The 22,273-nt window shown below is 74.3% G+C and carries 19 protein-coding genes and 1 tRNA gene; 8 read left to right on the top strand and 12 right to left on the bottom strand.

What is annotated here, in order from left to right:
* Positions 1-112: 112 nt before the first annotated feature.
* Together IF129_RS06745 and IF129_RS06740 are read right to left on the bottom strand one after the other, a co-directional pair.
* Complete coding sequence (locus IF129_RS06745; protein WP_191208555.1) at positions 113-787, bottom strand: fasciclin domain-containing protein; 675 nt, start codon at positions 785-787, stop codon at positions 113-115.
* Between the two features lie 158 nt (positions 788-945).
* Positions 946-2,577, bottom strand: coding sequence for a molybdopterin-dependent oxidoreductase (locus IF129_RS06740; RefSeq protein WP_191208554.1), 1,632 nt, complete (start codon positions 2,575-2,577; stop codon positions 946-948).
* Between the two features lie 199 nt (positions 2,578-2,776).
* On the opposite strand from IF129_RS06740, the gene IF129_RS06735 reads away from it, so the two are divergent.
* From IF129_RS06735 to IF129_RS06715, 5 genes are read left to right on the top strand one after another with little or no spacing between them, the layout of a single operon-like run.
* Positions 2,777-4,048, top strand: a complete 1,272-nt coding sequence (locus tag IF129_RS06735; protein WP_191208553.1) for an NAD(P)/FAD-dependent oxidoreductase — start codon at positions 2,777-2,779, stop codon at positions 4,046-4,048.
* Positions 4,045-4,773, top strand: coding sequence for a DUF1365 domain-containing protein (locus tag IF129_RS06730; protein ID WP_191208552.1), 729 nt, complete (start codon positions 4,045-4,047; stop codon positions 4,771-4,773). Before IF129_RS06735 ends, IF129_RS06730 begins: the two co-directional genes overlap by 4 nt.
* Positions 4,774-4,775: 2 nt before the next feature.
* Positions 4,776-6,044: a cyclopropane-fatty-acyl-phospholipid synthase family protein gene (locus tag IF129_RS06725; RefSeq protein WP_318153592.1), complete on the top strand. Its 1,269-nt coding sequence runs from the start codon at positions 4,776-4,778 to the stop codon at positions 6,042-6,044.
* Complete coding sequence (locus tag IF129_RS06720) at positions 6,041-7,363, top strand: class I SAM-dependent methyltransferase (protein ID WP_191208550.1); 1,323 nt, start codon at positions 6,041-6,043, stop codon at positions 7,361-7,363. The genes IF129_RS06725 and IF129_RS06720 overlap by 4 nt, the downstream gene beginning before the upstream one ends.
* Positions 7,360-8,175, top strand: coding sequence for a DUF1295 domain-containing protein (locus tag IF129_RS06715; RefSeq protein ID WP_191208549.1), 816 nt, complete (start codon positions 7,360-7,362; stop codon positions 8,173-8,175). Before IF129_RS06720 ends, IF129_RS06715 begins: the two co-directional genes overlap by 4 nt.
* A gap of 79 nt (positions 8,176-8,254) precedes the next feature.
* Here the strand turns inward: IF129_RS06715 and IF129_RS06710 are convergent, their stop codons facing one another.
* From IF129_RS06710 to IF129_RS06690, 5 genes are all read right to left on the bottom strand, one after another.
* Positions 8,255-9,601 carry a cryptochrome/photolyase family protein gene (locus tag IF129_RS06710; RefSeq protein ID WP_191208548.1) on the bottom strand — a complete coding sequence of 449 codons (1,347 nt, stop codon included), beginning with the start codon at positions 9,599-9,601 and terminating at the stop codon, positions 8,255-8,257.
* 48 nt (positions 9,602-9,649) lie between these two features.
* Positions 9,650-10,402, bottom strand: a complete 753-nt coding sequence (locus tag IF129_RS06705) for an anti-sigma factor (protein ID WP_191208547.1) — start codon at positions 10,400-10,402, stop codon at positions 9,650-9,652.
* On the bottom strand, positions 10,399-10,983 hold the full coding sequence (locus IF129_RS06700; RefSeq protein ID WP_191208546.1) for a sigma-70 family RNA polymerase sigma factor: 585 nt from the start codon (positions 10,981-10,983) through the stop codon (positions 10,399-10,401). Before IF129_RS06700 ends, IF129_RS06705 begins: the two co-directional genes overlap by 4 nt.
* Positions 10,984-11,289: 306 nt before the next feature.
* Positions 11,290-12,126, bottom strand: coding sequence for an aldo/keto reductase (locus IF129_RS06695; protein WP_191208545.1), 837 nt, complete (start codon positions 12,124-12,126; stop codon positions 11,290-11,292).
* 104 nt (positions 12,127-12,230) lie between these two features.
* Entirely contained in the window at positions 12,231-14,060 is a 1,830-nt protein-coding gene (locus tag IF129_RS06690) for an AMP-dependent synthetase/ligase (protein WP_191208544.1), read from the bottom strand.
* Between the two features lie 273 nt (positions 14,061-14,333).
* Between IF129_RS06690 and IF129_RS06685 the strand changes: the two genes are divergently transcribed.
* Positions 14,334-15,395, top strand: a complete 1,062-nt coding sequence (locus tag IF129_RS06685) for a bile acid:sodium symporter family protein (RefSeq protein ID WP_191208543.1) — start codon at positions 14,334-14,336, stop codon at positions 15,393-15,395.
* Here IF129_RS06685 and fdhD read toward each other — a convergent pair.
* Positions 15,356-16,192: a formate dehydrogenase accessory sulfurtransferase FdhD gene (fdhD, locus tag IF129_RS06680; RefSeq protein ID WP_191208542.1), complete on the bottom strand. Its 837-nt coding sequence runs from the start codon at positions 16,190-16,192 to the stop codon at positions 15,356-15,358. The genes IF129_RS06685 and fdhD overlap by 40 nt on opposite strands.
* A 91-nt stretch (positions 16,193-16,283) precedes the next feature.
* Here fdhD and IF129_RS06675 point away from each other — a divergent pair, with 91 nt between their 5' ends.
* Positions 16,284-16,784 (top strand): phosphatase domain-containing protein, encoded by a 501-nt coding sequence (locus IF129_RS06675; protein WP_191208541.1) that lies wholly within the window; start codon positions 16,284-16,286, stop codon positions 16,782-16,784.
* Between the two features lie 119 nt (positions 16,785-16,903).
* Here the strand turns inward: IF129_RS06675 and IF129_RS06670 are convergent, their stop codons facing one another.
* A complete protein-coding gene (locus IF129_RS06670) occupies positions 16,904-17,950 on the bottom strand; it encodes a PRC and DUF2382 domain-containing protein (RefSeq protein WP_191208540.1) in 1,047 nt (348 codons plus the stop codon).
* Between the two features lie 150 nt (positions 17,951-18,100).
* A complete protein-coding gene (locus IF129_RS06665) occupies positions 18,101-18,460 on the bottom strand; it encodes a phage holin family protein (RefSeq protein WP_191208539.1) in 360 nt (119 codons plus the stop codon).
* Positions 18,461-18,947: 487 nt separating this feature from the next.
* Here IF129_RS06665 and IF129_RS06660 point away from each other — a divergent pair.
* A tRNA-Leu gene (locus IF129_RS06660) sits at positions 18,948-19,035 on the top strand.
* 348 nt (positions 19,036-19,383) lie between these two features.
* Here IF129_RS06660 and IF129_RS06655 read toward each other — a convergent pair.
* On the bottom strand, positions 19,384-20,286 hold the full coding sequence (locus tag IF129_RS06655; protein ID WP_318153591.1) for an alpha/beta hydrolase: 903 nt from the start codon (positions 20,284-20,286) through the stop codon (positions 19,384-19,386).
* A gap of 267 nt (positions 20,287-20,553) precedes the next feature.
* Positions 20,554-22,176 carry an FAD-binding oxidoreductase gene (locus tag IF129_RS06650; protein WP_191208537.1) on the bottom strand — a complete coding sequence of 541 codons (1,623 nt, stop codon included), beginning with the start codon at positions 22,174-22,176 and terminating at the stop codon, positions 20,554-20,556.
* Positions 22,177-22,273 lie beyond the last annotated feature (97 nt).

The raw sequence follows: 22,273 nt of genomic DNA, 5'->3' as shown, positions 1-22,273 counted from the left end.
TGAAATTACGGCCCGCTCCACGATGCGGCAAGGTGCTTCCATGGCGCGGCCGGGTGGAGACACGGCGATGCCGCCGCCCGGGCCGGTCGGGCGGCGGCATCGGTCGAGGGGATCAGGACTTCGGCATCAGCACCTCGTCCACGATGTAGACCGTGGCGTTGGAGGTCTGCACGTTGCCGCACACGACGTTGGAGCTGTCGTTGACCTGGTACTCCTCGCCGGAGCCGGAGGTCTTCACCTCCTGCTCGGCCAGCGTCTTGAAGGTGCCGTTCTCCAGGTCGGCGGGCTCCAGGCGCTCGCCGACGACGTGGTAGGTCAGCACCTGCGTCAGCTGCTCCTTGTCGGCCAGCAGCGCGTTCAGGTCCTCCTCGGGGATCTCGGCGAAGGCGTCGTTGGTCGGCGCGAAGACGGTGATGTTCTCCGCGCTGTTGAGCGTGTCGACCAGGCCGGCCTCGGTGACGGCGGTCACCAGGGTGGACAGCGCCGGGTTGTTGGAGGCGGCGGTGGCGACCGGGTCCTGGGCCATCCCGTCGAAGCTGCCCGCGCCGTCCTCGGGGACGGCGGCGCAGCCGGGGCCGAACGGTTCGGCCGTCATGGCGTCCTCGGTTGCGTCCGAGTCCTCGGTGCCGGTGTCCTCCGTGGGCTCGCTGCTCTCCTCCTGCGCGGCGGCGGTGGAGTCGTCGCTCGCGGAGTCACCGTCGGACCCGCAGGCGGTGATGGCCAGCGGGAGGACGGCGGCGGCGACGACGGCCACGGCGGAACGACGGACGCGACGGAAGCTGTTCATGGTGACTCTCTCCAGTAGGTCGCGGGTCTCGGACGAGACCCTGTTTCGGGGGCGAAGAAACGAAGGAACGAAGAAACGAAGAAATATGGTCGTAGTGGGGCAAAGCGGTCTTCGGGAGGCATGGCCGGGGCGGGCCCCGGACCTCTGGGGCGGTGGAATCAGTCGACGGTGACCACCACCGAGTGATGTCCGGAGGCTCCGTCGGGGACGGTCCCGGTGCGGCGGGCCGTCTGGACGCGCCCGTCGCCGTCGGTGGCGCGCACCTCCAGCCGGTGCCGTCCCGCCGTGGCGGGCCACTGCCACACCCACTGGCGCCAGGTGTCGTCGGTGGCGACGGGCGCCAGCTCGGCCCGCTGCCAGGGGCCTTCGTCCACCCGCACCTCGACGCGGGCCACCCCGCGCGTCTGTGCCCAGGCGACCCCGGCCACCGGCACCGTGCCCGCCGGCACCGAGGCCAGCGGACGCGGGGTGTCGATACGGGACTGGGTCTTGATCGGCGCCTTCGCCGCCCAGTCCCGCTTGACCCAGTAGGCGTCGTAGTCGGCGAACGTGGTGAGCTCCAGCTCGCGCAGCCACTTGCACGCCGACACGTACCCGTACAGACCCGGCACGACCATGCGCACCGGGAAGCCGTGGTCGAACGGCAGCGGCTCGCCGTTCATGCCGACGGCCAGGAGGGCGTCGCGGCCGTCCAGGACGGTCTCGACCGGTGTGCCGATCGTCATGCCCTCCACCGAGCGGGCCACCAGCTGGTCGGCGGGCCCGCCGGCCGACGGCGCCCGCACACCAGCGTCCCGCAGGACGTCCGCGAGCCGCACGCCGATCCACCGGGCGTTGCCCACGTACGGACCACCGACCTGGTTGGAGACGCAGGTGAGCGTGATGTCCCGCTCGACCAGCTCCCGCTCGAGCAGGTCCTCGAAGGTGAGCGTGAGCGGTGTGCGCACGCCCGCGCCGTGCACGCGCAGGGACCACCGCGTGGCGTCCACGCGGGGCACCCGGAGCGCCGTGTCGATGCGGTAGAACGCGTCGTTCGGCGTGCGGAACGGCGCGACGTCCCCGATACCGAGGTCCGCGCCCGCGGGTTGCGCAGGGGCGGCCACGTCCGGAGCGGGCAGTGACACAGCGGTACGCGAGGCGGCCGCCTCGGCACCACTGGAGCGGTTCAGGCGCCGACCCAGAGCGCCGGCACCCGCCGAGGCGGCCGCCGCCACCGACGCGGCGATGACGAACCCGCGCCGGTCGAACCCCGGGCCGCCGCCCGGAGCGACGACGGATCCGCCGCCGTCCGGCAGCCCGCCGTCCGTCGGTGGTGGCGAGCCGGCCGGTGCGGCGGTGAGCCGTCCCGCCAGCAGGTACAGCACCCCCGCCCCGACCACGGCCCCGACCACCGGCGGCAGGACGTCGCCCGTCTCGGCGGCCGGGCGGCCCAGCGCGGCCAGCACGCCGACCACGCCGAACACCAGGACGCCCGCCGAGGCGATCCGCCGGTGGCGCAGGCCGAGGACGCCGAGGCCCATGGCGAACAGCGCCACGAAGACCAGCACGCCGCGCCGCAGCCACGTCTTGTTGTCCTGACCGAGCGTCTGGACCGCCCATTCCTTGACCGCCTGCGGCGTCGCGTCGATGACCGAACCGCCGATGACGGTGAGTGGAGCGGACTCCGGCCGGACGGCGGCGGACACCAGCTCCGCGGCGCCCAGGGCGGCCCCGGCGGCCAGCAGGCCGCTGAGGGCGCCGAGCGCCGGGAGGCGGAGACGTTGTGCCGTGTTTGCCTTCACACCCCGCATTCGGGCCCCACCGCCCGGCGGATTGGTACGACCTTCGATCGAGTGAAAAACGTCCGTCGGTGCGGCGTGTCGGCTGCGCACATGTCCCGGGAATGATCCACGCCGGACCAATCCGCCCGCCCGTCGGCACCGAATGCCCCTCGACGCCCCGGCCCGCGCGACGCGGGCGCGCATCCGTGGGGCCCAGGGAGGGAGTGGCATGCCAGGCGAACGACGGCGCACCGCGGTCATCGGCAGCGGGGTCGCGGGACTCACGGCGGGATACGTGCTGAGCCAGGCGCACGAGGTCACGCTCTACGAGGCGGACGTCCGGCTCGGCGGCCACGCCCACACCCACGACGTCACCGACCCCGACGGCACCACGCACGCCGTCGACTCCGGCTTCATCGTGCACAACCGGCGCACCTACCCCCACCTCCTGCGCCTGTTCGACGTGTTGGGCGTCGAGACGCAGGAGTCCGAGATGAGCATGTCGGTGCGGTGCGAGGGATGCGGCCTGGAGTACGCCGGAGCGCTCGGCCCCCGCGGCCTGTTCGCCGACCCCCGCAACGCCCTGCGCCCCGCCTACCTGCGGCTGCTCACCGAGGTGCCCGTCTTCCACCGGCGCGCCCGCGCGCTCCTGGCCGCGCCCGAGGGCGAGGGCGAACCCACGCTCGGCCAGTTCCTCGCCCACGCGCGGTTCTCCCGCTACTTCGTCACCCACTTCATGACGCCGGTGGTCTCGGCGGTCTGGTCCTGCGCGGCCGACACCGCGCTGCGCTACCCCGCCCGCTACCTGTTCCGGTTCCTGGACCACCACGGGATGCTCTCCGTCACCGGTTCCCCCACCTGGCGGACGGTCACCGGTGGTTCCCGCGCCTACGTCGACCGCGTGGCCAAGCAGCTCCCCGTCGTCCGCACCGGCACCCCGGTGCGCAGCGTGCGCCGGCACTCCGACGGCGCGGACGTCGTCACGGCGGACGGCGGGACGGAGCGCTACGACGCGGTCGTCGTCGCCGTCCACCCCGACCAGGCGCTGCGGCTGCTGGCCGACCCCACTGAGGACGAACGCCGGGTGCTCGGGGCGTTCCGCTACTCCCGCAACGCCACCCAGCTGCACACCGACGACTCCCTCCTGCCCCGCCGTCCCGGCGCCCGGGCCTCCTGGAACTACCTGATGCCCGCCTGCGACTCCGGCGCGGACGCGGTGCGGGTCAGTTACGACATGAACCGGCTGCAACGCCTGTCCGCCACCCGCCCGCACGTCGTCACCCTCGGTGGGGCCGACCGCGTGGACCCGGCGAAGGTGCTGGCCGAGATGGTCTACGAACACCCCGTCTACACCCCCGAGTCCGTGGCCGCCCAGCGCGAACTGCCCGCTCTCAGCGGCGCGGTCACCGCCTACGCCGGCGCCCACCACGGCTGGGGGTTCCACGAGGACGGCTGCCGTTCCGGCGTGGAGGCCGCCCGCGCCCTGGGGGTGGAGTGGTGAGTGCGCCCGCCCTCTACCCCAGCGAGGTCGTGCACGTCCGCAACCGGCCGCTGCGGCACACCGTGCGGCACCGCACCTACCTGTGGCTCATCGACGTCGACCACCCGCCGCGGCCGCCCTGGCCGCTGCGCCCGCTGGCCCGCTTCGACGCCCGCGACCACTTCGCCGGCACCGCGCCCACCCTGCGGCAGGGGCTCGCCCGCTTCCTGGCCGCCCACGACGTGCGGCTCGGCGACGGCCGGGCGGTCATGCTGGCCCACGCCCGCGTCCTCGGCCACGTCTTCAACCCGCTGACGCTCTACTGGTGCACCCCCGAGGACGACTCCGGCCCCTGCGTGGTGGCCGAGGTGCACAACACCTACGGCGAGCGGCACTGCTACCTGCTGCGGCCGGGCGAGGCCGGGCGGGTCACCGTCGCCAAGGAGTTCTACGTCTCGCCGTTCTTCCCGGTCGACGGCGGCTACCGCATGCGGCTGCCCGAACCCGGCGACCGGCTCGACCTCACCGTCCACCTCGAACGGGACGGCGTCCGCCCGTTCACCGCCACCGTGCGCGGCCGGCGCCGACCCGCCGGCGTCCGCGAACTGCTCCGGGCGGCGCTGCGCCACCCGTGGTCGACCCTCGCCGTCTCCGCCGCCATCCGGCTGCACGGCGTCCGCCTGTACCTGCGCGGCCTGCCCGTGCTGCCCCGTCCCCGTCACCAGACCCAGGAGGGTGTGGAGTGAACGTGTCCGCAGTTGCCCGAGCCACCGCGATCGATCCCGTGCGGTGGCCCGACGTGGCGGAGGTGCCCCGCGTCTCCCCGGCGCGGGTGCTGATCGCCGAGCGGCTGGTCCGCCGGGCCCTGTCCCGGCTGCCGCTGCGGGTCCGGCGGCCCGACGGCCCCGACATCGGCCTCGGCGGCCCGCTGCTCGAACTGCGCGACCCCCGCGCGTTCCACCGGCGCGTCGCCGCCCACGGGCTCATCGGCTTCGGTGAGTCGTACATGGCCGGGGAGTGGGAGGCCGAGGACCTCGTCGGCGTCCTCACCGTCCTCGCCGCCCACATCGCCGAACTGATCCCGCCGCCCCTGCAGCGCCTGCGCGCCCTGTGGGCCGGCCGCCAGCCGACGTCCCAGCGCAACACCCCGGACGGCTCGCGCGAGAACATCCACCGCCACTACGACCTGTCCAACGACCTCTTCGGGCTCTTCCTCGACGAGACGCTGTCGTACTCGTCGGCCCTCTTCCGGGGATTCCCGGCCTCCTTCGCCGCACTCCCGGCCGCCCAGCACCGCAAGATCGACCAGCTCCTCGACCTCGCGGGCGTCGGCCCCGGGACCCGACTGCTGGAGATCGGCACCGGCTGGGGCGAGTTGGCCCTGCGGGCCGCGTCCCGGGGCGCGACCGTCGTCAGCGTCACCCTCTCCGCCGAACAGCGCGAACTCGCCCTGCGGCGCATCGAGGCGGCCGGGCACGCCGACGCGGTCACCGTCCTGCTCGCCGACTACCGGGAGGTCACCGGGCGCTACGACGCCGTGGTGAGCGTCGAGATGATCGAGGCGGTGGGGGCCGAGTTCTGGCCCACCTACTTCCGGACGCTGGAGAGGCTGACCGTGCCCGGTGGCCGGATCGCCGTCCAGGCCATCACCATGCCCCACGACCGCATGCTGGCCACCCGCCACACCTACACCTGGATCCAGAAGTACATCTTCCCCGGCGGCTTCCTGCCCTCCACCACCGCCGTGCGCGAGGTGACCGAGGCCCACACCGCCCTGCGCCTGGACCGGTGCGACGCCTTCGGCGCGCACTACGCCGAGACGCTGCGCCTGTGGCGGGAGCGGTTCACCGAGCGGGCCGACGAGGTCGGCGCGCTCGGCTTCGACGCCACGTTCCGGCGCATGTGGACGTTCTACCTCGCCTACTCCGAGGCCGGGTTCCGCTCCGGCTACCTCGACGTCCACCACCTGCTGCTGACCACCCCGCCCCCGCACGACCCGCAGGAGATCCCCTCGTGACCACCGGTGCCGCCGCGCGGCTCAGCGACCTCGCGGCCCAGTTCCTCGGCGGTCCGCTGCCCGTGCGGCTGCGGACCTGGGACGGCGACGAGGCCGGTCCCGCCGGCGCCCCCGTCGTCGTCCTCACCTCCCGGCGCGCCCTGCGCCGCCTGCTGTGGCAGCCCGGCGAACTCGGCCTGGCCGAGGCGTACATCACCGGCGACCTCGACGTGGAGGGCGACCTCGGCGACGGCCTGCGCCACGTCTGGCGGGCCGTGCGCGAACGGGGGCTGCACCCGCCCCGGTTGCGCCCCGGCGACCTGCGGGCGAACGCCGCGCTCCTGGGCGACGCGGCCCGGGCGGCCGTCCGCCTGGGCATCCCCGGCCCCCGGCCCGCGTCCCCGGCCGAACAGGCGCGACTGTCCGGCGCGCTGCACAGCAAGCGCCGCGACCGCGCGGCCATCAGCCACCACTACGACCTGTCCAACGCCTTCTACGAGCTGCTGCTCGACCCGTCCATGGCCTACTCGTGCGGCTACTGGACCGCACCGCCGGGCACCGAGGGCTACGGTCTGGCCGAGGCCCAGCGCGACAAGCTGGAGCTCATCTGCCGCAAACTGGACCTCCGTCCCGGCATGCGGCTGCTCGACGTCGGCTGCGGCTGGGGTTCGCTCAGCCTCTACGCCGCCGAACACCGGGGCGTGCGGGTGACGTCGGTGACGCTCGCCGCCGAGCAGGCCGCGTTCGTCCGGGCCCGGGCCGTCGAACGCGGCCTCGCCGACCTCGTCGACGTCCGGCTGTGCGACTACCGGGACATCGACGGCGGCGGGTTCGACGCCGCCGTCAGCATCGAGATGGGGGAGCACGTCGGCGACGCGCGGTACCCGGAGTTCGCCGCGACGCTGCGGCGCGTGCTCCGCCCCCGGGGCCGCGTCCTGGTGCAGCAGATGTCCCGGGGCGCGACCGCGCCGGGCGGTGGCGCCTTCATCGAGACCTACATCGCGCCGGACATGCACATGCGCCCCCTCGGTCGGACCGTGTCCCTGCTGGAGGACGCCGGGCTGGAGGTGCGCGACACGCAGTCCCTGCGCGAGGACTACGTCCACACCGTCCAGGCGTGGCACCGCACCCTGGAGGAACGCTGGGACGACGTCGTCGCCCTGGTCGGCCTGCGCACGGCACGGGTGTGGCGGCTCTACCTCGTCGGCGGGGCCCTCGCCTTCGAGGAGCGCCGCATGGGAGTCGACCAGATCCTCGCCGTCCGCCCCGGCGCCGACGGGGACAGCGGCATGACCGGCACGCCCCGCGCGTGGCACACCGACGAAGGGACGACGCCGTGAACGGCTTCCCCTGGGGCGACTTCGCCCTCAACCTGGCCTTCGCGGCGGGCAGCGCGCTCGCCGTCATGCTCGTCACCTTCGCCGTGGCCGTGGTCCGGGGGATGCACCGCATCGTCGACGTGGCGTGGGGGCTGGGCTTCACGGCCGTGGCCCTGACCGGTTACGTCCTCTCCAGCGGGCAGGGCGACGACGGCCGCCGGCTGCTCGTCACCGTCCTCACCGCCGTGTGGGGGCTGCGGCTGGCCGGACACATCGCCCTGCGCGGCCGGGGCAAGGGCGAGGACCCGCGCTACGACCGGATGCTCGCCAAGGCCCCGCCCGGCACCAGCCGCAACGCCTACGCCTTCCGCATGGTGTACCTGCTCCAGGGCGGCCTGGTCTGGCTGGTCTCCCTGCCGGTGCAGGCGGCCCTCTACGTGCCCTCAGAGCTCGGCCTCCTGGCGGTGCTCGCGGCCCTGGTGTGGCTGACGGGCCTGTTCTTCGAGGCCGTGGGCGACCGGCAGCTCGCCCGCTTCACCTCGGACCCGGCGAACAAGGGCCGCATCATGGACCGCGGCCTGTGGAGCTGGACCCGCCACCCCAACTACTTCGGGGACTTCTGCGTCTGGTGGGGCCTGTACCTGCTGGCCGCCCCCGGGGGCTGGGCGGTGGCCGCCGCGACGCTCGTCTCCCCGGTGGTGATGAGTCTGCTGCTGACCAAGGGCAGCGGCAAGCGGCTGCTGGAGGCCCACATGGCCGAGCGCCCCGGCTACGCCGAGTACGCGGCCCGCACGAGCGGCTTCTTCCCGCTGCCGCCCCGCAGGAGGCGGTGACCGCACGACGACGCGCCGTGGCCCCGCGTCCAGGCGGACGCGGGGCCACGGCGCGTGGAGGTGCCGTCCGGCCGTGCGGTCAGTCCTTGCCGCGCGCGGCCTTGAAGCGGGCCAGGCCGTCGGAGAGCTCGACCAGGGGAGCGGGATAGGGGACGCCGTCCGCCTTCCACGGCTCGTGGATGCTGCGGCCCGGCAGGAAGTCCAGCTCCGGGAGCCAGCGCCGCACGTAGGCCCCGTCCGGGTCGAAGCGGCGCGCCTGCGTCAGCGGGTTGAGCACGCGGTTGGGGCGGGTGTCGGTGCCCGTTCCGGCCATCCACTGCCAGTTCAGCTGGTTGTTCGCCACGTCCCCGTCGACCAGCAGGTCCAGGAAGTGCCGGGCGCCGATCCGCCAGTCCAGGTACAGGGTCTTGGTGAGAAAGCTGGACACCAGCAGCCGGGCCCGGTTGTGCATCCAGCCCTCGTGCCGCAACTGGCGCATGGCCGCGTCCACGATGGGGTAGCCCGTCTCGCCGTCCCGCCAGGCGGCCGCCTCGCGTTCGTCGGTGCGCCACCGGTCGTGCTGGGTGCGGTAGTCGGCGTGCGCCGCCGAGGGCCGGGCGTGCAGCGTCTGGTGGTGGAAGTCCCGCCAGGCGAGCTGCCGCACGAACGCCTCGGCGCCCTCGCCGCCCCGCGTGCGCGCGCGGTGCACGACCTCGAGCGGGGACAGGCAGCCGAAGTGCAGGTAGGGCGAGAGCCGTGAGGTCCCGTCACCGGCCAGGTCGTCGTGCCGCTCCGCGTAGTCGCGGATGCCGGAGGACAGCCACCGGTCGAGCCGCTCGCGTCCCGCCCGCTCACCGCCGGACGGTAGACCCGCGGAGGCGCCCGGCACGTTCTCGGGGAGCGGCTTCGCCGAGCCGACGTCGGGGACCTCCACACGGCGCGGCGCCCCCAGCGGGGAGCGCGTCCTCACCTTCTCCCACTGCCGCAGGTAGGGCGTGAAGACGGCGAAGTGGTCCCGGCCGTCGGGCGTCACGGCGCCCGGCGTCACGGCGGTGATGACCCCGTCGTGCACGCGCAGCGCACAGCCCTGTGCCCCCAGCTCCCGCCGCAGCCGTTCCTCGCGGGCCAGCGCGTAGCGGCTGACCCCGGCGGCGACGTGCACCTCCCGGGCGCCCGTCTCCCGCACGACGGCGCACACCTCGTCCACCACCGGGCCCTCCCGTGTGACGAGCCGGCCGCCGCGCGCCCGCAGCGACGCGTCGAGGTCGGCGAGCGTCTCGGCGAGGAACGCCAGCCGGTTCGGCGCGGTGAAGCCGGCCCGGCGCACCCCGTCGTCCAGCACGAACAGCGGTACCACCCGCTCGGCGGCGTCCAGGGCCGCCCGCAGCGGGGGGTGGTCGTGCACCCGCAGGTCGGAGGTGAACAGTACGATCGCCACCGAGGTCACCGGGGCTCTCTCCTTTCCCGGCCGGAGCCGGTGGTGCGGACGAACGGCTCAGACGCCGAACGGCATGGCGGCCACGGGCTCGGAGGTCGGCTCGGTGGATCCCCCGGGCGGTTCCACGGTGATGCCCATGCCCGAGGCGCCGTCCAGCGGTCCCTCCATGAGCATCGCCGTGTCGCGCGCCCCGGGGTCCATCAGACCGGCCGGGCGCATCGTGCCCTCGTGGTCGAACCACAGCTGGTACACCTTGCCCTCGGGCGGCGGCGGCATGTCGGAGGCGAGGAACGCCGCCCTCCCCTGCTCCAAGGAGACCACGACCGTGGCGGTGGCGCCTCCGGGCAGCTCGTTGGAGATCACCCGGGCGTCCCCCGAGGCCAGCACCTCCGCCAGCCGCTCCGACCGGTCCTGGGCCTGCTCGGCGCGCCGCTGCGCGTCGCGTGCCTCCCCGTGCTGCCACACCGCGACGCCGCCGAACCCGACGGCCGCCGCGAGGCAGGCGGCGAGCACGAAACGGGAGAGCCCGCGGCCGCTGCGCACGGCCCCGGCCCCGCGCCCCTGCCGAGGCACCCGGGGCGGCTCCTGACGCACGGTGGTGATCTGCTCCAGCACCCGCTCGCGCAGGGCCGGGGACGGTGTCGTGGCGACGGCCAGGCCCAGCCGGGAGGCCGTCGCGGCCAGCTCCCGCACCTCCTGCGCGCACGGCTCGCACACCGCGAGGTGGCGCTCGAACGCGTCGCGTTCGTCGTCACCCAGCGCGTGGACGGCGTAGGCGCCGGTCAGCGTGTGAAGGTCGACGGTGGTCATGCGCTCACCCCCAGGCAGTCGCGCATCCGGATGAGGCCGTCGCGCAGCCGCGTCTTCACCGTGCCCAGCGGCAGGGCGAGCAGCTCGGCGACCTCGCGGTAGGTGAGGCCCCGGTAGTAGGCGAGGGTCACCGACTCGCGCTGGCGTTCGGTGAGCGTGCGCAGACAGCGTCGCACCTGCTCGCGCTCCAGCCGGGCCTCGACCTGCTCGGTGACCTCGTCGAAGGCGGGAGTACGGGCCAGCAGGGCGGCCTTCTCCTCCCGGTCGGTGGCGGCCTGCGCGGAGCGCACCCGGTCCACCGCGCGCCGATGGGCCATCGTCATGATCCACGCCATGGCACTGCCCTTCTCCGGTTGGAAGTGCGCCGCACGGCGCCACACCTCCACCAGGACCTCCTGCGTCACCTCCTCGGCCTGGGCCGGGTCCCGCAGCACGCTGCGCACGAGCCCGAGGACGGGCCCGGCCACGCGGTCGTAGACCCCGGCGAAGGCGTCGGAGTCCCCGCGCGCCACCGCTCCCATCAGCTCCTGCAGATCGGGTCCGGGCACGGCCGGAAGACCGATGGAGACCGGCTCCCTCATGCCCCCGACCTCCCCGTACGCACCGAGCGTGGCCGCCTCGCGGCGGCCGGCCGCACGTCGAGGAGCGGACAGATGGACGCCATGTGATTCCTCCCAGAGCCGGCTTCACCCCTGCTTCGGAGCTCGGGCCCGCGCGGATTGGTGTGTTTCCCGGCTTTTCCGGGACGGGCGGACGCCGGGGCGTCCGGCGCGGCCGACCCACGTCCCGGCCGGGCGCGCGGCACACACGTGCGCGCCGCCGAACCGGTGGTCGGTCGGCGGCGCGCACGGACGCGGCACGGTGTCCCGGGGTTGCCGGGCCCGGGATCAGCCCGTCCAGTCCATCTCGGAGGGGTCCGGGCCGAGCCGGGACGCCGACTCCAGCCCCGCGAGGGCGGACAGGTCCTCCGCCGGGAGTTCGAAGTCGAACACGTCGATGTTCTCCCTGATCCGGGACGGTGTGACCGACTTGGGGATCACCACGTTGCCCAGCTGGAGGTGCCAGCGCAGGATGACCTGCGCGGCCGTCTTCCCGTGCCGCTCCGCGATTTTGGTGATCACCGGGTCGTTCAGGATGTCCTTGCCTTGGCCGAGCGGCGACCAGGCCTCCGTCGCGATGCCGTGCGCGGCGTGGAAGGTGCGGGACTGCTCCTGCTGGAGACGCGGGTGCAGCTCGATCTGGTTGATCACCGGAACGGCGGACGTCTCGGCGAGCAGCCGCTCCAGGTGCGGCGGCTGGAAGTTGGACACGCCGATGGCCCGCACCCGCCCGTCCGCGTACAGCTTCTCGAAGGCCCGCCAGGTCTCCACGTACCGGTCGAACATCGGCAGCGGCCAGTGGATCAGGTAGAGGTCCACGTAGTCCGTGCCCAAGCGGTCCAGCGAGGCGTCGAAAGCCCGCAGGGTCGAGTCGTAGCCGTGCTCGCTGTTCCACAGCTTCGTGGTGAGGAAGACCTCCTCACGCGGCACGCCCGAGGAGGCGATGGCCCGCCCGGTGCCCTTCTCGTTCTCGTAGACGGCGGCTGTGTCGATGCTGCGGTAGCCCGCCTCCAGCGCGTGCGTGACCACGGTGGCCGCCTCGTCGTCCGGCACCTGCCAGACGCCGAAGCCGAGCTGCGGCATCGTGACGCCGTTGTGCAAAGTGATGCTGGGAACGCTGCTCATCGAGCGGAGAATCCTTACCTCGTCCGTCAGGGTCTGTGCGTGTCTCTACCGGAGCAACAACATCCGGTTCCCTCCACGCATTCCCGCGCGGCCGCGGGTGATGCTCACCGGCTCCCGTACATCGCCTCGATGTCGGCGGCGAACGTGCGTTCCACCGCCGTTCTCCTGACCTTCAGGGACGGCGTCAGCAGTCCGCTCTCCTCCGTGAACTGCGTGCCCAGTACGCGGAAGGCGCGGATCGACTCGGCCTGCGAGACGGCCGTGTTGGCCGCCAGCACGGCCCGCCGCACCTCGGCCTCCAGCTCCGCGTCGCGCAGCACCTCCCGCGGGCCGAGCGCGGGCTTGTGGCGCAGCGCCAGCCAGTGCGCCACCGCCTCCGGGTCCAGGGTGACCAGCGCCGCCACGAAGGGCCGGTCGTCGCCGACGACGACGCAGTGCGCCACGAGCGGATGAGCGCGCACCCGGTCCTCCAGGGGGCCCGGGGAGACGCTCTTGCCGCCGGAGGTCACCAGGATGTCCTTCTTCCGCCCGGTGAGGGTCAGGTAGCCGTTCTCGTCCAGGTGGCCGAGGTCGCCGGTGGCCAGCCAGCCCTCGTAGCGGGTCTCCCCGCCTCCCGGCGGGTCGTTGTGGTACCCCGCGAAGACCTGACCACCGTGCAGCCACACCTCCCCGTCGTCCGCCACGTGCACCGACGCCCCCGGAACCGGCGTGCCGACCGTCCCGAAGCGGGTGCGTCCCGGCGGGTTGGCCACCGCCGCGCCCGTCGTCTCCGTCAGACCGTACCCCTCGTAGACGCGGATGCCCGCCCCGTCGAAGAACAGCCCCAGCCGCCGCTCCAGCGCCGAGCCGCCCGACATCACCGAGGCGCAGCGGCCGCCCAGCGCCTCCCGGAAGCGGGCGTACACCAGCCGGTCGAAGAGCTGGTGCTGGAGCCGCAGACCGGCGCTCGGTCCGGGGCCCTCTCCGAAGGCCCGCGCCTCGACGGCCTCCGCGTACCGCACGGCCACGTCCACGGCCCGGTCGAAGGCCGTCAGCCGCCCCTCGCGCTCGGCCCGCCGCCGCGCGGAGTGGAACAGCCGCTCCAGCACGTAGGGGACCGCGAGGAAGAAGTCCGGCCGGAACGCGGCGAGGTCCGGCAGCAGCTCCGCCGCGCTCAGCGCCGGCTGGTGGCCCAGCTTCACGCCCCCGCGCACGGCGGCCACCTGCACCATCCGTCCGAACACGTGGGACAGCGGAAGAAAGAGCAGCGTCGCCGGCTGCTCCGACGGCCGTGGTCGGACGACCTTCTCGTACGCACCGAGCATGTTGTCGCACTGGGACATGAAGTTGCCGTGCGAGAGGACGCAGCCCTTCGGCCGCCCGGTCGTGCCGGAGGTGTAGAGGATGGTCGCGGCGGTGTCCGGCGTCAGAGCCATCCGGTGCCGCTCCACCAGGGAGTCCGGCAGGTGGGCACCCGCCTCACGGAGGTACGCCTCGGCTCCGGCGTCGATCTGCCACAGCCGCTTCAGCCCCGGCAGCCGGTCGAGCACCGAGCCGACCGTCATCGCGTGGTCCTCGTGCTCGACGACCACGGCGCTCGCGTCGGCGTCGTGCAGGATCCACGCCACCTGCCGGGCCGACGAGGTCGGGTAGAGCGGCACCGGCTGGGCGCCCACGGACCACAGGGCGAAGTCCAGCAGCGTCCACTCGTACCGCGTCCGGCACATCAGCCCGACCCGGTCCCCGAACCGGACGCCCTCGGCCAGCAGCCCCTTCGCCACCGCCACCACCTCGTCCCGGAAGGTCGCGGCGCTCACGTCCCGCCACAGCCCGGCGGCGTCCTTGCGGGCCAGCAGGGGCGCCTCGGGGTCGGCCTCGGCACGGCTGAACACGGAGTCGGCCAGCCCGCCCACCGGCGGTGCCGACGCCACGGCCGGGGCCGAGATCTCGCGCAAGAAGCCGTCCTCCTCGGTGCCCGTGCGGCGGGTGGGGGGTGTACCGGCGCGCACGGCGAGGCCGACCGTACCCGATCAACCCGGCGCCGGAAAGGCGGTCATCGCAGGTCAGTAGGGGTGAATACGGGCGGCTCGGCCACCGGCGCACGGCCTCGTCGCACCGCGCACGGAAGATCTCCGGGCGCCGTCCCCCGGATCTGCACACCACCCGCACCGATCTCTGTCCCCGGACAAGCCCGCGGGCGGCGCGCGCCGCCTGGTTCAGTGGCCGCCATGCCCCGCCCGCACCGCCTGTCCGGCCTGCTCCGCCTGTGCGACCCGTTCGTCGTGCTGCTCCTCGGCACCGTCGCCCTCGCCGCGCTGCTCCCCGCCCGGGGGCCGGCCGCCGAGGCCGTCGGCACCTGCGCACAGGTCGGCGTCGGGCTGCTGTTCTTCCTCTACGGCACCCGGCTCGCCCCCCGGGAGGCCGTCGCCGGTCTGCGTCACTGGCGGCTGCACCTGACCGTGCTCGCCTGCACGTTCGCCCTCTTCCCGCTCCTCGGTCTGGCTGCCGGCCCGCTCGTGCCGCACGTGCTGACCGAGGAGCTGTGGCACGGCCTGCTCTTCCTGTGCGTCGTGCCCTCCACCGTGCAGTCCTCCATCGCCTTCACCTCGGTGGCCCGAGGCAACGTCCCGGCCGCGATCTGCGCCGGGACGTACTCCGGCCTCCTCGGCATCGTCCTCACCCCGCTGCTGGCGGGCGTCCTGATCGGCACCACCACCGGCTTCTCGGCGCACGGGCTCAGCGCGCTCGGCACCCAGCTCCTCGGACCCTTCCTCGCCGGGCAGCTCCTGCGGCGCCACGTCGGGCGCCTTGTCTCCCGGATCTCCCGGGTCTCCCGGCTCCGCGGGGCGACGGCCCTGGTGGACCGGGGCGTCATCCTGCTCGTCGTCTACGCCGCGTTCAGCCGGGGCGTCACCGACGGCGTGTGGCGGGAGCTCACCCCGGGACGGCTGGCGGCCCTCGGCGCGAGCGAGGCCGTGCTGCTCGCCGTGATGCTGACGCTGACGGCCTGGGGGTCGCGGGCGCTCGGCTTCGCCCGGGAGGACCGGATCGCCATCATGTTCGCCGGGTCGAAGAAGTCGCTCGCGGCCGGGCTGCCGATGGCCGCCGTCCTCTTCGGGCCGGACGCGGCGCTCGCCGTGCTGCCGCTCATGCTCTTCCACCAGCTGCAGCTCGTCGTCTGCGCCGTCCTCGCCCGCCGTCTCGCCCGCACCGCCCCACCCGGGCCCGGAACACCCCGGACCGGGGCCGCTCAGCCTCCGGGGAGCACCAGGCGCGCCTCACCGGTGTAGACGTTCATCGACGTCCCCCGCAGGAACCCCACCAGCGTCAGTCCGCTCTCCTCCGCCAGCCGCACCGCGAGGGAGGACGGCGCCGAGACGGCCGCCAGCATCGGGATGCCCGCCATCACGGCCTTCTGCACCAGCTCGAACGACGCCCGCCCCGAGACCATCAGCACCACCTCCGACAGCGGCAGCCGTCCCTCCTGCAGGGCCCGGCCCACCAGCTTGTCCACGGCGTTGTGCCGCCCCACGTCCTCCCGGACGTCCAGCAGCTCCCCGGCGGGGGAGAACAGCGCGGCGGCGTGCAGCCCACCGGTGCGGTCGAAGACACGCTGCGCGGCCCGGAGGCGTTCGGGCAGCGCGCTCAGGGTGGCGGCCGTGACGCGCGGCGCGGTGTCCGGCGGCATCGGCAGCCGCGCGGTCGTGCGGACGGCCTCCAGGCTCGCCTTGCCGCACACACCGCACGACGACGTGGTGTACACACTGCGGGCCAGCCCCGCACGCGGCGCCGGCACGCCGGGGGCGAGCCGCACGTCGACGACGTTGTAGGTGTTGGACCCGTCGTCCGTGGCGCCCGCGCAGTACACGACGTTCGCCAGCTCGGAGCGCCGGGCCAGCACCCCCTCGCCGACCAGGAACCCGGCGGCCAGCGCGAAGTCGTCCCCGGGCGTGCGCATGGTGACGCTGAGCGGCTCGCCGTTCAGCCGGATCTCCAGCGGCTCCTCGGCGGTCAGGGTGTCCGGACGCGCCGAGACCACCCCGTCCCGGATCCGCAGTACCCGGCGCCTCTCGGTGACCCGGCCCATGGCGCTCACTTCCGTCGAACCGCCGCTTCCCGTACGCCGACCATTGTCCGTCACGGCGTGCCCTGCCCGTGACCGCGCGTACGCTCCCGGCATGGTCACCGAACAGCGCCCCGTCGCCGTCTTCGACCTGGACGGCACGTTGAGCGACGCCCGGCACCGGCTGCACTTCCTCACCGGCCGGCCGAAGAACTGGAACGCCTTCTTCCGAGCGGCCCCGAAGGACCCGCCGCTCGCCGCCGGCGTGGAACTGGCCCTGCGGTGGGCCGAGGAGTGCGACCTCGGCTACGTCACCGGCCGGCCCGAGCGCTGCCGCCGCGACACCGAACGCTGGCTCGCCGCGCACGGGCTGCCTGCCGGGGACCTGTGGATGCGCGGGAACCGCGACTACCGGCCGGCCCGCGAGGCCAAGCGCGCACTGCTCCTGGAACTCGCCGCCACGCGGACCGTCGCCGTCGTCGTGGACGACGACGCGCAAGTGTGCGCGGCGTACCGGGAGGCCGGCTTCTCGGTGGTCGAGGCCGACTGGATGCCCGTGTCGGACGTCGCGGACGCGACCCTGCGGACCGCGCAGGAGGACGAGGGCCGCACCTGAGCCGCAGGACTGCCGTCGCCCGGGCGCCCACGGAGACGACCGGTGGCGGGGAGGGGCTTGCGGTCCTCCCCGCCACCGGGATCATGCCGCCGCCGGGAGGCTCCCGGCGGCGCGCGGGGTCAGGGCTTCGGCTTGCCGCGCGTGCGGCCCTGCTCGTCGATCGTGTCGGACTCCGCGTCGATGCGCTCCTTGCGCACCCGCCCGCGCACGGTCTGGTTCTCGGTGGTCTCCTCGACCCGCAGCCGGACCCGTTCGACGGGCTGGACGCGCGTCTCCACCACGGGCCGGTCCTCGTGCAGCGTCACCTCGTACTCGGCCTCGGTGATCTCCGGACCGGACATCGCCCGGCCCTTGTCGGCCTCCGTGATCGGCTCGCGCTCCAGGCGCACCTGCTCCCTGCGGACCGGCACGGAGATCTGCTCCTCCTCGGTGACCACGTACTTGCGCAGCCGCGCGTGGCCCGTCTCGCGGCGTTCGGTGTGGACGTCGAGGTGCTCCTCGGACCGCGTCATGAAGTCGTCGTCCGAGCCCCGCCGCGCACGCTCCCCGTGCTGCCGCTTCTCGCCCTCCCCGGCCGTGCCGCCCCCCATGCCCTCACGTCCCCGCATGTCGTCGCGTCCTCGCATGTCGCCCCTTCCACGCATCTCGTCGGCCCCGGCGGTTCCCGGCGCCGTCCGCTCCTCCGGCTCGCCCCGGCGGTGCCGGCCGCGGCCCGCCGCTGCTCCCGCCGCGCCCGCCGCTCCGGCGGCTCCCGCACCGGCCGCGGCCCCCGTGCCGCCCGCGCCGCCGCGTTCCCGGGCGGCCCAGCCGCCCGCGCCCGGCTCGTTGGCCTTGCGCCAGTGGGCGTCCCAGTCGATGCCGTAGTGGTCGTAGAGACGGTGCTCCTCGTCCTCGGAGAGGTGCCCGCCGCTGTCGATGTCGACGTGCGGTGCTCCCTTGATCTTGTCCCGGGAGTACGGCACCTCCAGGTGGTCCTCGACCGTCCGTGCGTCCCGCACGGGCACGAACGACTCGTGCGAGCCGAACATGCCGGTCTTCACGGTCACCCACTCCGGCTCGCCGGTGGCGTCGTCCACGAAGACGTGTTTGGCCTCGCCGATCTTGCGGCCGTCGGAGGCGTACACGGGATGGTCCAGCACACTGGGGATCTGGTCTCGTGTGATCACTTGTCTGCTCCCTTGGGTGGTTACGGATGAGCCCGCCCCGGGCCGTCCCGCACGGGCGTGGTCGGCAGGCGCGCGGACCGCGTTCCCCCGGGCGGCACCGGCGACCTGTCCCTCACCTCCTCCGTCACGCGCGGGCCGGCGACCCGCCCCTCACGACTCCTCCTCGGACGTCTCGGTCGTGTGCCCGCTCGTCCGCTCGATCGACGGCGTCCCGCGCACCTCCCGGCGCCCCCGGGCGAAGAGGACCGCCCCGGCCACCGCCCACACGCCGGTGACGATCAGCGCGGCCCAGCGCAGGTCCATCGCGCCCCACAGCAGGAACATCAGCGTCAGGGAGAGGAACCAGAGCACCATGCACCCGGCGAACACGGCGCCGCCGAAGAGTCCGGCCGTCTTCCGCGCCCGCCACGCGTCCTCCCGGAGTTCCGACCTCGCCCGCCGGATCTCCTCGCGGACCAGCCGCTCCACGTCCACCTGTCCGCCCGGGGACGGGCCCACCGATGTCGCCATGTCATACCTCCGTAGGCGTGTCCTGCGCCGGGCCCGCCGAGTGCCGGCGGCCCGGACCAACCGGGGAATCCTCATCGCGCTCCGTCCGCTCGCCCGAACCGCGTGCCCGGCGGGAGCCCGGCCGCGGCGACGGTCCGACTCCGCCCCCGGCCCGACCCGTCGTCGGCCGTGTGCCGCATGAGCGACCCTCCTCCGGAGTGCGTTCCGCAGGCCCGCCCGCATCGGTGCGGATCGCTGTCGCCTCGGACGCCTCCATTCGGGTAACCACCCCTCATGGTGCAAAACGCATCAAAAACCCCGCAACAGGAGAAACGTGGGCCACACTGTTCGCGTGCGGAACGAAGGCCGCGCCGGCCCGTTCCCCGCACCCGCGGTGCCGCCCCCGTCGACAGGGCGTAGCCGCCGCACGGCGGCCGGTGAGCCCGGTGAACCCTGGTGAGACCCGCCCGTAAACCTTGGTATCGTTGTCCGCGCGAGCACGCACCGGGTCCGGGTGGCGGAATGGCAGACGCGCTAGCTTGAGGTGCTAGTGCCCTTTATCGGGCGTGGGGGTTCAAGTCCCCCCTCGGACACCACGAAGAGAACCCCAGCCACGGCTGGGGTTCTTCTGTTTCCCGAGTGCGATGTGCCCCTTGCTCGGTGGCTGACCGCCGGACAGGTCCCCGTGTCCGGCGCCGGGCCCGCCGATGAGGTCACCCCTGTGCCCCGCCGGCGGTTGGGCCTGGCGGGCCGATCGTGTCGGCGGTACGGGGGTCCCTTTCAGTCGCACTGGTGGGCCGTGCGGGAGCAGTGCGGCGAGCGATGGTCGCGGAAGGGGACGAGCCGACGTACGTGGTCAACGGGCGGACCCACACGGGTGGGGTGACGTGCGGGCGCACCGGAGCGGCGCGTTCCCGTCGCGTCACCGCATGGTGCCCGAACGGTCAGTCGTGCAGGGCCGCGAGCAGTGTCGGCAGAGACCTGCGGAACTCCCGGGACCAGTAGGCGGGGTCGTGGGTTCCGGGGTGGAAGTGCGTGCTGAGGCGGGCGCCCACTCGGTCGAGGTGGGCGGCCAGGGTCTCGTTCTCCTCCCGCATGATGGCTTCGGTGGGGGAGTAGACGTCCTCGGGGAAGGGGTTGTCGGGGTTCTCCAGCCCGGGGATGTCCGGGTCGGGTTCGGTCCCCGGCGGGTCGAGCGGCCCGAGCCGGCCGTCGCCGCAGGACAGGTGGACGGGGAGGCCGCGCAGCCGGTGCGCGAGGTGGACGGGGTCGTGCGCCTCCCAGATCGCGCGCTGCCGCACCGGGTGGCCCCACAGGGCGAGCCAGTCCATGCCGAGGTACGTCATCCCGGCCCGGACGGTGTGCGGGTGCCGGAGCGGGTGGACGTAGCCGCTGTAGCTCGCCGCCGCACGGAACAGGCCGGGGCGGCGGGCGCTGTAGGAGAGGGCGCCGAAGCCGCCCTGCGACTCCCCGGCCACCGCGCGCCGCTGCCCGGCGCCGAAGTGCCGCTCCACCAGCGGCATGACCTCCTCCAGGTGGTAGGTCTCCACTCGGGGCGGCCCGCCGACGCCGTGGTTCCACCAGTCGGTGGAGAAGCCGTACAGCGGCATGTCCGGCATGACGACGAGGGTGTCCCGCAGGTCCGTCAGGCGGTGGATGGTGTGGTGCTCCGTCCAGGACAGATGGTCGCCGTCGCCCCCGGGCAGCAGGTAGAGCGTGGGCCAGCGTGCGCCGAGGTGGCGCCGCCGGTACCAGCCGCGTGGGGTGAGCAGCCGGACCGCGCCCCTTCCGCCGAGCGCCGGGGAGTCGAGCGTCAGATCGATGAGGCGCTCACCGGCACGTGCCACCCGGACCACCCGGGGGCGGCGGGGCCCGGCGGGGCCCGGCGGGAGTGGTCGCCCGCGCGGCGGCGGCCGGACCGGCGGACGCCACCAGCCCGAGGGCGGCGAGTGAGGACAGGGCGCGGCGTCGTGAACGGCCGGGCGTGGACGGAGTCATGGGCATCCCTTCGGGAGAGAGCGGCTGTTCTCCCGAATATGGACGGAGTCGTGGTTCCCGGGCATCGGGGACACGCCCCGGATCCACCCCTTGAGGACGGCCTGGCGCGGGAGCGCTCAGCGGGCGGGCAGCAGGACGCCGGGGTTGAGGATTCCGGCCGGGTCGAGCGCCGACTTGGCGGCGGTGAGCGCGGCGGCGAACGGGTCGGGGCGCTGCCGGTCGTACCAGGGGCGGTGGTCCCGGCCCACGGCGTGGTGGTGGGTGATGGTGCCGCCGTGCGCGACGATCGCCTCGGAGACGGCCGCCTTGATCTCGTCCCACTGCGCCACGGTGCTGCCCCAGCGTCCCGGCGCGTAGACGCCGTAGTAGGGGGCGGGGCCGTCCGGGTAGACGTGGGTGAAGCGGCAGGTGACCACGCCCGCGCCGGCCACGGCCCGCAGTGCCCCGGTCGCGGCCTCGGTGATCGCGTGGTGCAGCGCGTCGAACCGGTCCCACGTGCAGGCGGTCTCGAACGTCTCGACGATCATGCCGTGCCGGGCCAGGGCGTCCCGCTGGTAGGGCATGCGCAGGAACGCCGCGCGCCAGGCCCGTTCCGCCCCCGCCCCCGCCTCGTCCGGTATCGCGTCGCCGCCGTCCCGCCCGGCGCTGCGGCCCCGCCCGGCCGGGACGGTGCCGCCGTGCGCCCGGGCCAGTTCGACCGCGCGGCGCAGGGGGGCGTCGACGGGGTGGTCGGCCGACTCGAACCCCAGGACCAGCACGCCGCCGCCCACGGCGACGTCCGCGTTGAGGAACGCCTCACCGGCGTCCAGGAGCCGGCAGTTCGCCGGGTCCAGCCCGCTCTGGGCGACGTCGCGCGTCGCGGCCACGGCGGCCGGCCACGTCTCGAAGTGCACGGACGCGGCGGCCTTCCAGCGCGGTCGCGGCCGCACGCGCATCCACGCCTCCGTGATGACGCCGAGGGTGCCCTCGGAGCCGAGGAACAGCCGGTCGGGTGAGGGCCCGGCGCCGGAGCCCGGCAGTCGGCGGGAGGCGCTGATCCCGCTCGGCGTCACCACCCGCAGGGACTCCGTCAGCTCGTCGATGTGGGTGAGCACGGTGGCGTAGTGGCCGCCGGCCCGGGTGGCCAGCCACCCGCCCAGGGTCGAGAACGCGAAGGACTGGGGGAAGTGGCGCAGCGTCAGCCCGTGCGGGCGGAGCTGGTCCTCCAGGTGCGGCCCGAGGACGCCGGCCTGGACGCGGGCCGCCCGGCTGATCGTGTCGACCTCCACGACGCGGTCGAGCCGCTCCAGGTCCAGGGTGACGACGGCGGGGTGGCCGTCGAAGCGGGGCTCGACGCCGCCGACCACGGAGCTGCCCCCGCCGTAGGGGATGACCGCGTAGTCGCGCCCGGTGCACCACTCCAGCACGGCCACGACGTCGCGTTCGTGACGGGGCCGGGCCACCAGGTCGGGCACGGAGGCCAGGTCGCCGTGCAGGTTTCGCACGACGTCCCGGAACGCCTTGCCGCGCGCGTGCGCCGCGCGGTCGCCGGGCTCGGTGGAGCACAGCGGGGCCAGCGCGTCGGGCACCACGGCCCGGGAGGGCGGCAGCCCGAGCGACGCCACCGGAGGCGGCCGGTGGCCGGTCAGCTCGGCGTCCGGCAGGGCGGCCCGCACCCGGCGCAGCAGCGTGTCCAGTTCGGCGCCGCCTACGGCGTCCTCGACGTGCCCCCAGCCCCACCACGATCGCGTCCCACCCACGCCCGGCACCTCCGCTGGTTCTCGACGTCCGGGTAAGTTACCGCGCGGTCACCGGTGGAGGTACCCCGCGCGGACGGCCCGCGCTCACCCGGGCGGC

Origin of the sequence: Streptomyces chumphonensis (genome assembly GCF_014779715.1) — a bacterium.
GTDB classification, from domain to species: Bacteria; Actinomycetota; Actinomycetes; order Streptomycetales; family Streptomycetaceae; genus Streptomyces; species Streptomyces chumphonensis.
This window is presented reverse-complemented; position numbering and strand designations above follow the sequence as displayed.

Bases quoted from the DNA above. Each gene is read 5' to 3' on its own strand.
- IF129_RS06745 (WP_191208555.1), bottom strand. From the start codon at position 787: ATGAACAGCTTCCGTCGCGTCCGTCGTTCCGCCGTGGCCGTCGTCGCC.
- IF129_RS06740 (WP_191208554.1), bottom strand. From the start codon at position 2,577: ATGCGGGGTGTGAAGGCAAACACGGCACAACGTCTCCGCCTCCCGGCG.
- IF129_RS06735 (WP_191208553.1), top strand. From the start codon at position 2,777: ATGCCAGGCGAACGACGGCGCACCGCGGTCATCGGCAGCGGGGTCGCG.
- IF129_RS06705 (WP_191208547.1), bottom strand. From the start codon at position 10,402: ATGACCACCGTCGACCTTCACACGCTGACCGGCGCCTACGCCGTCCAC.
- IF129_RS06700 (WP_191208546.1), bottom strand. From the start codon at position 10,983: ATGAGGGAGCCGGTCTCCATCGGTCTTCCGGCCGTGCCCGGACCCGAT.
- IF129_RS06695 (WP_191208545.1), bottom strand. From the start codon at position 12,126: ATGAGCAGCGTTCCCAGCATCACTTTGCACAACGGCGTCACGATGCCG.
- IF129_RS06685 (WP_191208543.1), top strand. From the start codon at position 14,334: ATGCCCCGCCCGCACCGCCTGTCCGGCCTGCTCCGCCTGTGCGACCCG.
- fdhD (WP_191208542.1), bottom strand. From the start codon at position 16,192: ATGGGCCGGGTCACCGAGAGGCGCCGGGTACTGCGGATCCGGGACGGG.
- IF129_RS06675 (WP_191208541.1), top strand. From the start codon at position 16,284: ATGGTCACCGAACAGCGCCCCGTCGCCGTCTTCGACCTGGACGGCACG.
- IF129_RS06665 (WP_191208539.1), bottom strand. From the start codon at position 18,460: ATGGCGACATCGGTGGGCCCGTCCCCGGGCGGACAGGTGGACGTGGAG.